This is a genomic window from uncultured Campylobacter sp., from assembly GCF_937997405.1.
Classification (GTDB): domain Bacteria; phylum Campylobacterota; class Campylobacteria; order Campylobacterales; family Campylobacteraceae; genus Campylobacter_B.
This window is the reverse complement of the sequence record NZ_CALKTL010000057.1, coordinates 1-12,673: the sequence shown is the minus strand read 5'-3', so window position 1 is coordinate 12,673 and position 12,673 is coordinate 1. Positions and strand designations below refer to the sequence as shown.

Annotated in this window: 10 protein-coding genes; 2 read left to right on the top strand and 8 right to left on the bottom strand. The window is 46.1% G+C overall.

The features are described from left to right. Positions 1–995 precede the first annotated feature (995 nt). From infB to bamA, 7 genes are all read right to left on the bottom strand, one after another. Entirely contained in the window at positions 996–3,704 is a 2,709-nt protein-coding gene (gene infB / locus Q0372_RS02880; protein ID WP_298102309.1) for a translation initiation factor IF-2, read from the bottom strand. After that, positions 3,688–3,915: a hypothetical protein gene (locus tag Q0372_RS02875; RefSeq protein WP_040304108.1), complete on the bottom strand. Its 228-nt coding sequence runs from the start codon at positions 3,913–3,915 to the stop codon at positions 3,688–3,690. The genes infB and Q0372_RS02875 overlap by 17 nt, the downstream gene beginning before the upstream one ends. A 21-nt stretch (positions 3,916–3,936) precedes the next feature. Continuing rightward, positions 3,937–4,818, bottom strand: coding sequence for a homoserine kinase (thrB, locus tag Q0372_RS02870; protein WP_298102305.1), 882 nt, complete (start codon positions 4,816–4,818; stop codon positions 3,937–3,939). Between the two features lie 8 nt (positions 4,819–4,826). Continuing rightward, entirely contained in the window at positions 4,827–5,225 is a 399-nt protein-coding gene (locus Q0372_RS02865; protein ID WP_298102302.1) for a glycoprotease, read from the bottom strand. Between the two features lie 63 nt (positions 5,226–5,288). Beyond that, complete coding sequence (gene lpxC, locus Q0372_RS02860) at positions 5,289–6,173, bottom strand: UDP-3-O-acyl-N-acetylglucosamine deacetylase (RefSeq protein ID WP_297989911.1); 885 nt, start codon at positions 6,171–6,173, stop codon at positions 5,289–5,291. A gap of 50 nt (positions 6,174–6,223) precedes the next feature. Then, a complete protein-coding gene (locus Q0372_RS02855; RefSeq protein WP_297963870.1) occupies positions 6,224–7,603 on the bottom strand; it encodes a M23 family metallopeptidase in 1,380 nt (459 codons plus the stop codon). Between the two features lie 562 nt (positions 7,604–8,165). Beyond that, positions 8,166–10,421, bottom strand: coding sequence for an outer membrane protein assembly factor BamA (gene bamA, locus Q0372_RS02850; RefSeq protein WP_297881641.1), 2,256 nt, complete (start codon positions 10,419–10,421; stop codon positions 8,166–8,168). A gap of 81 nt (positions 10,422–10,502) precedes the next feature. Here bamA and Q0372_RS02845 point away from each other — a divergent pair, with 81 nt between their 5' ends. Beyond that, positions 10,503–11,333 (top strand): prephenate dehydrogenase, encoded by an 831-nt coding sequence (locus Q0372_RS02845; RefSeq protein WP_298102296.1) that lies wholly within the window; start codon positions 10,503–10,505, stop codon positions 11,331–11,333. A gap of 139 nt (positions 11,334–11,472) precedes the next feature. Here the strand turns inward: Q0372_RS02845 and Q0372_RS02840 are convergent, their stop codons facing one another. Further along, on the bottom strand, positions 11,473–12,204 hold the full coding sequence (locus Q0372_RS02840) for a metallophosphoesterase (protein ID WP_298102293.1): 732 nt from the start codon (positions 12,202–12,204) through the stop codon (positions 11,473–11,475). Between the two features lie 194 nt (positions 12,205–12,398). Between Q0372_RS02840 and Q0372_RS02835 the strand changes: the two genes are divergently transcribed. Beyond that, positions 12,399–12,673, top strand: a 275-nt coding sequence (locus Q0372_RS02835) for a hypothetical protein (RefSeq protein ID WP_298102289.1), incomplete at its 3' end; no start/stop codon positions are given.

Genomic DNA, 12,673 nt, shown 5'->3' with positions numbered 1-12,673 from the left:
TTATCTCGCATCCATCTTATGGCGACGCGGAATTCTATCTCGCTTTGGCACGGCGGAATATCCGTTCTGCGGCGACGCGGTCTGTTTAAATTTGACGCGGCTTGCGATGCGCCGGAGCGCCCATTTAAATTCTAAGCGGTTTGCTGCGCGCAGGCATTGCAAGCGGCGCCGCGCTTTTTAAAATTTTGCTTTTAAATTTTAAAAAGCGAGCTCGGCTTTGAAATTTTGCTTTTAAATTTAGCCCAGTGCTCCGCACTTAAATTTTAAACGTAAATCGCGCAAGAATTTCATGGCTCGCATACAAAAGCTCGTCGCGTAATTGCGCCGCTACCGCAGAAATATTTCCGCGCCAAGACGCGGTGCTATTCTGCGCCGTGCTCTGCTCGCCACGGGCGCTATACCGCTGCCGCGCTGCCATTTTGGCGGCGCAATAATACAGCGCGCGGCAGCACTCTCTTTGCGCTATGCTCGCTTACTGCGTCGCTATTTACGATATCCGCTGCCGTCTTGGCGCCGCACAGTTCCGTGCGCCGTTGCGGCGTCATTTTGTGCCGCCTGTGCCGCGCTATTCTTCGCGCTGCTGTTTTTTCCACACTACGCCGCTGTGGAATTTATCTTAAATTTTAAAAGCGCTTCGATACCGCGCGAAATCTAAATTTTGTCGCTTTAAAATTTCAACTTTGCGATTAAATTTAAAATTTAAGTCGCGCGGAAAATTCGCAACCTGTAAGCAGCGTAAATTTAAAATTTGATCGCAAAGTCGCGCCGCAAAAAAGTCTAAACATTAAAATTTCAAAACTGGCGCTATGCAGCAGCGCCTCGCGCAGAAACCGACAAAATTTAAAGCCTTGCTCGCGCGCTCTACCATTAAATTTAAAAGGCGAAATTTTACGCCCAAATTCTGCGAGCATAAAATTTCAAAGCGCGATCAAGGCTTAAAATTTAGCCGCAAGCCGTGCAAACTAAGCGAATGCCCGCGCGGAATTCCGCGAGCATTAGTCGATCGTAGCCTGCTCCTCTTTTTGCTTGTAGCTTTCGATAAAATCGCCCACGCGCATATCGTCGTAGCCCTCGATGCCTACGCCGCACTCGAAGCCTTTGGCGACTTCCTTGGCGTCGTCTTTGAAGCGCTTGAGCGAGCTGACGTTGCCCTCAAAAACGATGACGCCCTCTCTGATGACGCGGATCTTCGCGCCGCGAGCGATGAGCCCGTCGGTAACCATGCAGCCCGCGATCTGCCCGATCTTAGGCACATTGATGACCTGGCGGATCTCGGCTTGACCCAAGGCCTCCTCGCTGATGATCGGGCTCATAAGGCCGCCCAAAAGCGCCTTGATGTCGTCGATGAGATTGTAGATGACGTTGTAGGTCTTAATCTGCGCGCCGCGCTCCTTGGCAAGCTCTTTGATCTCGCCCGTAGGACGGACGTTGAAGCCCAAGATCACGCAGTTTTCGCTGGCGCTTGCTAAGGCGATGTCGTTTTGCGTGATACCGCCGATGCCGCTGTGGATGATATCGACCTTGACCTCGTCGTTGCGGAGCTTCTCAAGGCTTGCTTTGATAGCTTCCAATGAGCCCGCGACATCGGCCTTGACAATTACCGGAAGGCTCTTTAGCGAGCCTTCGGCGATCTTGGCGCTTAGCTCGTCGATGGTGACCTTGGTCGATTTGCTAAGCTCTTTTTGGCGCTGATGCTCGTAAATTTTACTCGCGTACTCGCGCGCTTCCTTATCGCTTGAAACGCCGATCAACGTCTCGCCCGCGCCCGGAACCTCGCTAAGGCCTATGATGACGCCGCATTCGCCCGGTAAAATTTGCTTTAGCGCCCTACCCTTATCGTCGCTAAGCGCGCGCACCTTACCGTACGCGATGCCCGCTACGACGGTGTCTCCAACGCGTAGAGTGCCGTTTTGCACGATGACAGTAGCAACGGCGCCGCGACCCTTCTGCAGGGAGCTTTCGATGATGGTTGCCTTAGCTTGCTTACTAGGATCGGCTTTGAGCTCCAAAAGATCGGCTTGTAAAAGCACGATCTCTAATAAATTTTCAATTCCCTCGCCTGTTTTTGCGGAGATCGGTACAAACTCGTAGCTGCCGCCCCACTCGGTAGGCATAATATCAAGCTCTGCAAGCCCGGTTTTTACGAGATCGGGATTGGCGTTAGGCTTATCCATCTTGTTTATCGCGATGATGATCGGCACATTTGCGGCCTTGGCGTGCGCTATAGCCTCCTTAGTCTGAGGCTTGACACCGTCATCTGCGGCCACTACGATGATTACGATATCGGTAACCTCGGCTCCGCGCGCTCTCATCGAAGTAAAGGCCTCGTGACCCGGGGTGTCTATGAAGGTGATCTTCCTGCCGTTTTTCTCGACCATATACGCGCCTACGTGCTGCGTGATGCCGCCCGCTTCGCCGCTTGCGACGCGAGAATTTCGAATGTAATCAAGCAGGCTCGTTTTACCGTGATCGACGTGTCCCATAATGGTGATGACGGGCGCTCTAGCGATTAAATTTTCTTCGCCTTCGCTGTCCTCGTAGGCCTTGATGTAATCAAACTCCTGCGCCTCATCGATGATATTTACTTCGATACCGAATTCGCTTGCTAAAATTTCTATCGCGTCCTCATCCAAAAAGTCGTTTTTCGTAGTCATCATCCCAAGCGCAAATAGCTTGCCGATGATCTCGCTAGGCTGCTTTTTGATCTTATCGGCGAACTCATAAAGCCTGATCTCTTTTGGGATATTTACCGAGCTTACGATTTCGCTACCCTGCTCGCGAGGGGCTTTTTTATGCTTTTTGCGACCGCCGCGACTTATGCCGCCCTCACTGCTAAAAATTTGATTCTGCGAGGCGCGATAAATATTGGGTTGGTTTTTATTTTTGGTGCGGTTTTCGGTCTGAATTGGTTTGACGGTGAAATCGGGCATTACCACGACGTCTTCGTCCTCAATGACGATATCGGCCATTTCGTGATCAGGAATGATGTCGATTTTAAGGGCGTCCTCTTTTTTAGCGGCGGGGGCTTTTTTCTTTTCGATCTTTTTCTTTTTCAAATTTAGTTCAGCGTTTGAGAAGATCGCCTCTAGGCTTGCACTTATCTTTTCGCGCCTAGGCTCGGTCCTATCTTGTGCCATCGGGACCTGAACTTCCTTTTTCTTTTTTACGATGACTAAGCCGCGGCGCTTTTGCAAGCTCTCGCTAGCGATACTATCGCCGCTGTTTATCTGCACTGGCGCAGGCTTTGAAGCGGTGTTTTGCTTCTCCTCTTTCTCCTGCGAGGCGGAGGAAATTTCTTCTTTTTGATTTTGGGACTTTTCGGTTTTTGTCCCAGGCTCTTGCGTACGCGTTTTTTCGTCGCTAGGCTCTTTGGCGCTCTGCAGGGACTCTTTGGATTCGGAAGCTTTTAAGCTTTCCGCCTTTTTAGGACTCTCTTTTTTAGCGGTTTTTTTAGTTTCGCTCTGTTTTTTAGCGGGCTTATTCTCGTCTTCTTGCGCTTTTTCGGAGCTTTTTTTCGCAGGCTTTGACTTTTTCCCCGGCAAAATTCCCGTCTGAATATAATCGTAAATAGCGGCAGCTTCCTCTTCGCTTACTTTATTCGACGCGGTTTTTACTCTCTTAAAGCCCATCTCCTGCGCTTTTTCGATTATCTCTTTGCTTGCGTATCCAAGCTCGTCCGCGATATCTTTAATCAGAACACCCATTTAAAACCCTCTCCTTGATATGTCCCAAATCTGCACTAGACGCAAATTTAGATAGATATTTTGAAATTTTCTCTTTTTGATTTATGCAACCGTCGCAAATATAAAATTGTCTGTTTGAGCTTATATTTTTAAAATTTTGCAAAAAGGCGTGGAGTTCGCGCTTGGCGAAGCGCCCCTTGCAAATAACACACATCCTAATCGGTTCGCTCATGCGATTATATCTTTATTTTTCTTAGTCAATATTAAAGCCGCCATTGTCGATATCTAAAATTTCGACGCGGAAGTTTTTAAAATTTTCGCTAAGGCAGGCTTTAAGCTTCGTGGCGTCAGATCTATAGGCTAAATTTAAAAAGCTTGAGCCGCTGCCGGAGAGCGAGCTCATAAGCGCGCCGTTATCATAGGCGATCTCGCGCACCCCAAAAAGCTGCGGAAGCACGCCCATACGCATCTGCTCGTGCATCTTGTCGATACAGGCATAGCGCAAGCTGTCGTAATCGCGTCGCATAAAGCAAGCACTCAGAAACGCCGCGTGCGAGAGGTTACTAACGCAATCTTTGATCGAAAAGCTCTTAGGCAGCCTGCCGCGCGATTCGTTCGTAGGCATCGGCGTATCGGGGATAACGACGACCGCTTGCAGATCTTGCGAAATTTCGCATTTTTGCGTGCGAACCGTCTTACCGTCCACGACGCTACTTACAAAGCCGCCAAGCGTTGCGGGCGCGATATTATCGGGGTGATTTTCATATTCCAGCGCCGTGTTTAAAATTTTAGCGCGATCGATCTCAAACCCGCAAATTTTATAAGCGCTTGCGATGGCGCCTACGATCACGGCCGAGCTACTGCCCAGCCCGCGCGAAAACGGGATGTTGTTGTGAAAAGCAAATTTAAAATTTATCTCTTGCCCGCCGCCTAGTTTTCTGTAAATTTCATTGAAAATATTCAAAAAAGCGTTGCCCTTTTTTAGCCACGCTCTGTCGCTGCCCTCGCCGCTAAGCGATACGCAAAAAAACTTCTGCTCGGTAATCTCTACTTCGTTAAATAGCCCTAAGCTGAGGCCAAGCGCGTCGAAACCGGGACCTAAATTTGCGCTCGTCGCAGGAATTCTTATAATCAAGCTCTCTCCTAAACCGCTTCTATGATGTAATTTGGAAGTATATCATCGCTTTTATTTAAAACCGATAAATCCTGCGGCAAAGATAGTGCGGCGGGGGCGCATTTTTTCATCCTGATTTCGCCGCACTCGTAAACGTAGCTGAAGTTTTTATTTGCTCTGATCGGCCCGAAGTCGCTTAGCTCAAAGCCGCTGATTGCGTATAACGGCACATCAAGAGCTATACTAAGCGTGCGCAAAATCACATAGCTTACCTTCATGCCCATAAAGCTACCGGGAGTATTTGCGTAGATGAGCTCTTTGATCTTATAAGTTTTTAGAATTTCGCTAAATTTGCAGATCATAAATTTATCGGCTTTTTCGCCTTCGGCGCTTGCGAATTCCGCTATCTTAGCGCCGTTTTCATACACACCGAGCAGGCACGGAGCGCTAAGAGCAACGATTAGAATTTCAACCTCTTTAATTTTGCAGCCTTAAGCAAAGACTTTTTGATATTCGCGCACAACCTCGGCGGTAAGATCTACTAGCTCGAAATTTTTCGCGTCAGCAAGGACTGCCAAAGTGAGCTTATGATTTAGATCGTGGCTTCCCGCAAACGCTGTATAATCGCCCAAAATCGGAGCGCCCACGAGCGCAAGATCGCCGATCGCATCTAAAATTTTATGGCGGACAAACTCATTTTCAAAGCGCAATCCCTCGGGGTTTAAAATTTTATTCTCATCGATTACGACGGCGTTTTCTAAGCTGCCGCCTAGAGCTAACCCCATTGAGCGTAGCGCCTGTACGTCTTTCAAAAATCCAAAAGTTCTGGCGCGCGAAATTTCTTTAAGATAGGCTTTTTTGCTAAATTCAAAAACATAGTGCTGAGTGCCGATGAGCGGATGGCTAAATTTAATTGTATAATCAAATTTAGGGCTCTTGCTCGGGCTTAGCCGTACGAGCTTATCTCCCTCGCGAATCTCCACGGCACGCTTGATGATGAGAGCTTTTTTATTTGCGTCGAGCTCTCTTACGCCCGCTTCGTCCAAAAGCATACAAAAGCTCGCCGAACTTCCGTCCATTACAGGAATTTCATTAGCATCGACGATGATGCGGATATTATCGATACCATAGGCATTAATGGCGCTCATTAGATGCTCTATTGTTGATATATAGCCCTTCTCATTTCCTACGACGGTCGCCATTTGCGTATTTATGACGTTTTTCGGCTCGGCTTTAAAACTAACGCCAAGATCACTTCTATAAAATACGATTCCACTGCCCGCCTCTAAAGGCTCTAACGTAAGTCTGATAGGCTCACCTTTGTGTAGCCCGATGCCGACGTTATGGACTTTCTTAGCTATCGTTGTCTGTCTCATTCCCATCCTCGTTTTCATTAACCCGCGCATTATAGCGAAAATTTTAAAATTTACTTACCTTTTTCTATTACTTTTTTGGACGATTCTAAGACATCGGTAATGTTATCTTTCATCCACTTAGGATCCATCCACTCCTCGGGTCTTACGTCCACGCCCTGAACTACGATGCCAAAATGCAGATGATCTCCGAAAGCAAAGCCGCTTGAGCCCGTCTGTGCTAGAATATCGCCCGGCTTTACGTCGCTGCCGACGCTTAACTGCGTCGCCGAGCAGTGTCCGTAGATGCCGTATAATCCGAAGCCGTAGTAAATTCCTAAATTTAATCCGAAAATTCCGTTTTCCTGCGCGAAAACTACCTTGCCGTAGTTGCTCTCTTTGATATCGGCGTTTGCGACGCTTGCTAGATCGAGCCCCATATGCCATGACTCGCTTACTTGTTCGTCGTTCATAAAAAATATCCGATGATCGGCAAAGCTTGCTACCGCTGCGCCTTTAGCAAGCGGATAAAAAGGCTTTAGCTCAAATCCATTTATTTTATCCTCGTGCACAGCGCTAGTAGCGGCGTGCAGATCATCTCCGTTTTTCTTACGCAGAGTTTCATTTACGAACTTAAATTTCTCCAAATCGCTCATTGAGTTAAAATTCTGCGCATATTGGCTAGCCAGATCGCTTACCTTACCGTTAATAAAACCCGGATTTAGCTTGATAGTAGAGACCTTATATTTTTTGTCCTGATAAAAATATTTTATCTGCGAAATGCTTTCGTTGCCTGCACGATCGGTAGCGACCGCTTCTGCGCGAAATTCCTCTAAATTTGCAGGCCACGCTACGAGAGATGCATAATAACCCTCTTTTACGAAAGGAATCGCCTTGAAAATTTTGCCATAGTTGGTTTTGACATAGACTTCGCTTAGGCGCTCGTCTTTTGCCGAAAATACGACTACAGCGCTACCGCCTTTAGTGATTTTATAGGATTGATTGATGATATTGATGATGGGCTTTTTGTCGTCTATTATTATATTTGCCGTTTTTGCGCTCTTATTTCCTTGCGCAAAATTCCACGAGCTAATGTCGTTTGCGAAAACCTCAAGCTTGTAGTTTTTATCTTTATTAAGCATCAAATTTTTAGGAAATTGCACGGCAAGCTCTAGCGTAGTTTGCGGAACGTTCAGCTCCTCATTTAGTAGCGGTATCGTGCTGGCTCCGTCGTTTAAATTAACGCGAACGAGCTTAATGCCGGTATCGTCTGAAATTTTAATCTTCAAGGGCGAGGTTAAATTCCAATAAATTTCATTTTCCAGCGCAATTTGCGGAGGATTTTTTTCAAATTTAGGCGAGGTGAAAATTCTAAAAATTCCATAAACCAAAGCGCATATTATAATAAGAAATATTAAAATTTTAAGCTTCGTTCCATTGCCATTTCTACGCATAAAAGAGCCTTTGATATGATTTTAGAGCGCGATTTTACAAGCTTAACTTAAATTATCAGTAAAGCGAGGTAAAATTTAACGCAAATCTTTAGCGATTTACGAGGCGAATTTCAGATTTTAAATTCTAGCAATCTTAGAATCTCAAAATTTATGAGCTTTAAAATTCAGTGGCGCGCTAGATCCTATGCAGTGAAATTCCGCGCACAACAAAGCGGCGTTTATCGTCTATATCGTAATCTTTAAAATTTCAATATTAGAATTTCTTCAAATTATGCTAATGGCTTGTATTGATTTTTTAGAACTCTTGTGCTTAAAATTTTACCATACGAATGAAATTCTAAACTATCTTGATAAATAAAATTCTAAAAAATTCAAAGCAAGCTACGCGTTTAAATTTCATCCTAAGCCGAGCGGAATTCCAATTAAAATTTAGCTCAACCCGCTTACAATAATTCGGCTGCAAATTAGCGCGACACGAAAGGCTAGAATCGCGAGCATTATTAAATTTTAAGACGTGCGGTAGAAATTCTACGCACGCCACAGCGTTCGCAAGTCGTCGCGCTTAATTAAATCTAGCACCGATGCTAAATTCGAAGCTATTTGTGTCGTCGTGCGGTTTTTTATTAAGCGGCTTGACGAAGTATAGCTGCAAAGGCCCCATCGGTGTCATCCACTCGATACCAGCACCCGTGCTGTAGCGCTCCTCCTCATTCCAGTCATGATCGCCAATCATTCCGTAGTCAAAAAACGTTACGAAGCGCATTTTAAGCCTATCAACTACCGGAAAGCTTAGCTCAAAAGAGTTATTAAAACTCTGCATGCCGCCTGTTTCGATATAGCGGCAATTATTTGCATTTAAGCAGATCTCTTTTTTCGGGATACTGCGGCCTTCGTAGCCTCTAATGCTTTTCATTCCGCCCAGGAATAGCTTTTCATTGATCGGGATTTTTTTATTACCTTCCCACATATAGCCCGTTGCAGCTTTGTATCTAAAGATAATGTCGTGATCGATATAATCTCGCAAGCCAAAATAGTAGTTAAACGATCCTCGCGCCTTGGTGTAGTCCATATCGCCGCCAAGACCCGCGTATTCTAAGCTAGCACTTGCGATCATACCGCTTCTTGGCAAGTAATAATCATCTGTGCTATTATATGTAATAGACGGGATAATCGAGCTTTTTAAATTCTTGCCATCTAGATAGCCTGCTTTGGCGTAATATTCGTTTAAGCCCTTAATCTCGCTTTTTTCGAGATAATATGTAAGGCTTACATCGGTATTACGCCCGATCTTGCGACCGCCCGTGATTGAAAATCCGTAAGATTTCTCATCGTAATCGTCCCAGTCATAGTCGTTGGCAAAGATCGATCCGCCCAAGCTATACTCAGAATCAAATACTCTAGGATTGGTTAAGCTCAAGCGTCCGCTTAACTGATCGTCGCTTTTTTCGACCGAGAATGCGCCGTGAAGACCGGTGCCGAATACGTTACGATCACTGATACCGCCGCTAAGCAAAATTCCATCCTCACTGCCATATCCGATACCACCCGTGATAGAGCCTGTAGGAGCTTCTTTAACTGCAACTTCAAGATCGATCTGATCGTTAGAAACGCGATTTTCTTTAATTTCCACCTCATCGAAATACCCCGTGCGTTTTAAAGAATTTAACGAATCGTTGTAGTCGGTTTTGCTATATAAATTTCCCTCGGTCAGATACATCTCGCGGCGGATGACCTTATCCTCGGTCTTATCGTTGCCCGAAATCGTTACGTTTCTAATATAGACTTTATCCTCAGGGATGACTTGATACGTGATAGCGACCGTGCGAGCTTCTTTGTCCTGCTTAGTCTTAGGCACGATGCGCACATAGGCGTATCCCTGATCCGCGACTAAAGTCTCTAGCGTATTCATATCGCGGCGCAAACGCTCGGAATTCATTGTATCGCCCTTTTGAAGCTTAAAATCGTCCAAAACCTTTTCTTTATCAAGCTTGATTATATCTGCAGGATACTCGATATCTACAGAGCTTACGGTGTATTGCTCGCCCTCTTTTATATAATAAGTCAAATCAGCAGTGTAATTATCCATATCGGCATTAAGTAGCGGCGCAGAAACCTGCGCATCTAAGTAGCCTTTTTTATAATATTCTTCTTGAATTCTATTTGCGTCGTTAGGAAGCTCGGCGGTTTTTACCTTGCCGTCGTTAAAGCCCCACATCCAGCCCAGCATCTCGCGTTCTTTATTGGCAACGGATGGCTCTATATCATCATAGTCGAGCTTGTCTGCGCCTACTAAATTTACCTTATCGATGATGATATTTTCGCCGCGATTTACCTCGATCGTTAGCAAGATGACCGATTTATCGTCGTTTATCGGCTTTGGATAAAATTCCACCACGGTGTCGAAAAAGCCCTTGACTTCGTAGTATTGCTTGATGCGGGTCTCCGCTTTTTTAGCAGCCACCTCATCGTAAACCTGACCCGGACGCAAGCCGATGAGCTCATTTATCTTATCGCGATCATTGGTAACTACGTTTTTGATCTCGACCTTAGCGATAGTCGGCTTTTCGGTTACGTTGATAGTGACCGCGCCGCCTTGTTCGCTGATATAAACGTCGCTGAAATAGCCCTGCTCAAATAGCTTCGAGATCGCAGCATTGGTGTTCTCGCCGTTAAGCTCATCACCTACTTTAAGTCCTGAAATTTGCTGTGCGACCTGTGGAGAGAGATGTCTAAGACCTTCAAATTTAATGGATTTGATCTGTGCGGCGCACGCCACGGAAATCCCGCCTACTAAGAGTAAAAAAACGCTTTTTTTCATAAAATTTTACCTAAAAACGAAAATAATTTGCGTATAATACCACATTAAAATTAAAACTTGCATATATCAAAAAGGAATTTTATGAAGATAGGAATTATCGGCTTGGGTCTCATCGGCGGCTCTCTTGGGCTATGTCTAAAAAGCACCAAAATCATCAGCGCCGTCTATGGCTGCGACATCAACCGCGAAAACGAAAAAGAAGCTCTGAAACTTGGGCTCGTGCATGAAATTTTAAACCTGGAGCAAATGAAGCAAAGCTGTGACGCGATCTTTCTTGCGATCCCCGTGGAGGCAATTATTGAAACGTTACAAAAACTAAGCGACTGCAGAAGCGAGACGACGATCATCGATCTGGGAAGCACTAAATTTAAAATTTTGCAAAGCTGCCCGCCGCAAATCAAACGAAATTTCATCGCGGCCCACCCGATGGCTGGTACCGAAAACTCCGGTCCGCAAGCGGCGTTTAAAGAGCTTTTAAACGGCGCAGTAGTCGTCATCTGCGACGATCACGGCGCAGATGAAGTGCATATCAAACGAGCGGTCGAAATTTTTTCATTTGCAGGGATGAAGATCGTATTTATGGACGCAAAAAGCCACGATCACCACGTGGCGCTCATCTCGCACCTGCCGCATGCGATCAGCTACTCGCTCGTAAACAGCGTGCTAAAAGAGGAAAATCGCCGCAATATCATAAATTTAGCCGGCGGCAGCTTCTCGGGCATGAGCCGTATTGCCAAGAGCTCGCCGCAGATGTGGGTCGATATTTTTAAGCAAAACCGCACGAACCTACTAGGCGCGATCGAGGCCTTTAAAAACGAACTTGATCTTTGCGCGGGTATGATTGAGGGCGAGCGCTGGGACGAGCTTGAGGCGTGGATGTATGAAGCGCGCAAGCTAAGGGATATTATTTAAAATTTCAGCGCGACCTGACTGCGCGACGGACGCTTTAAGAACGCGCCTTTAAATTCTAAAATTTCGCCTTCAAATAGCCTGCGTAATTCAAACAGCCCGCTTAAATTTAAATTTTAATCCGCGCTATCCCGACACAAACTCAAAAATCTATGCATTCCTGCGTGAAAATTCTCTTTGAGGGAAACTCCAGCGCGCAAAGCCTCGCCTTCTCGCCCCAGTGCTTTTTATAAACACAGCCCAGATCGATATTTGCGCTAAATTCCGTAATGACGGGCTTTTTCACCGGCGTGTGCCCGTAGACATTAAAAATTCCATCATTCGCGCTATCATCTCCGCGCCCGCTTAGCACGTGAGCGGCGAAGCTTTTCGCACGCTCTGCATCGTGTCTAATCCCCCACGCGCGACCCACTGCGGAGTGCGATACGACGAGAGCGCGACCGCTTTCATCACACAAATCATACTCCAGGTAAATCGGCAGCCGCGAGACAAACCGCAGATGCTCCTTGCATTGCTTCACGCCTCCGTGACGATAATACGACGCTAGCGTCGCCTCACCGCCGTTATTAAATAGCCAGCTTTCATCCAAGCTAAAAAATGCGTAAGGATCGTTTGAGCTCGTAAATTTGCCCGTCTTTGCGCATCTTAGGGCAGTTTTTGCGTTGCCCACAAAGCGCTTTTCGTGATTGCCCATCACCGCGTCATATCCGCGAGTGCGCACAAATTCAACCACATCCGCGCTCGCAGGGCCTCGGTCGATCAGATCACCCACGAAGCAAATTTTACTATCAAATTTATGCGGCAGCTGCTCTATTAACGCCAAAAGCGATCTGTAGCAGCCGTGCACGTCGCCTATGATGTAGATATTTTCCATAATTTTTCCTTAAATTTTAACGCCCTCGCCTTTTAACGCGCGAGCTGCGATATAAGCGGTAGATAAAAGCTCTGCACTAAATTTTAAAATTCCGCGCGCTAGGACTTGGACGGATAAACCCGCTTTAAGACCTCTTTACGACGATCATAAAAAGAACGATAGATATTAATGCGCTAAGCAATGAGGAATAAAACGTGGCAAGATGCAAATCTGAAACAATCAGCGCCACAATCATCATCCCTAAAAATGGCGATAGTATCCAAACCGCTGCTGTAGGCAAAAATAAATTTACGAAAAAATCCGTGAGCTTACCAAAATCCTTTAACTTTGCGGCAAGTATCGCGCAAATCCCGCAGGAAAATATCCACAAAAATAGGAAATATGCGAATTTTTTCTGCAGCCATTCTAGAGGGTCGCCATCCCAGACGCTAGACGTGTCAAAAATCTGCCCTATAAAAAAACCCATTAA

Coding starts and splice junctions, on each gene's coding strand:
- infB (WP_298102309.1), bottom strand. CDS start 3,704: ATGGGTGTTCTGATTAAAGATATCGCGGACGAGCTTGGATACGCAAGC.
- Q0372_RS02875 (WP_040304108.1), bottom strand. CDS start 3,915: ATGAGCGAACCGATTAGGATGTGTGTTATTTGCAAGGGGCGCTTCGCC.
- lpxC (WP_297989911.1), bottom strand. CDS start 6,173: ATGAGACAGACAACGATAGCTAAGAAAGTCCATAACGTCGGCATCGGG.
- Q0372_RS02855 (WP_297963870.1), bottom strand. CDS start 7,603: ATGCGTAGAAATGGCAATGGAACGAAGCTTAAAATTTTAATATTTCTT.
- bamA (WP_297881641.1), bottom strand. CDS start 10,421: ATGAAAAAAAGCGTTTTTTTACTCTTAGTAGGCGGGATTTCCGTGGCG.
- Q0372_RS02845 (WP_298102296.1), top strand. CDS start 10,503: ATGAAGATAGGAATTATCGGCTTGGGTCTCATCGGCGGCTCTCTTGGG.
- Q0372_RS02840 (WP_298102293.1), bottom strand. CDS start 12,204: ATGGAAAATATCTACATCATAGGCGACGTGCACGGCTGCTACAGATCG.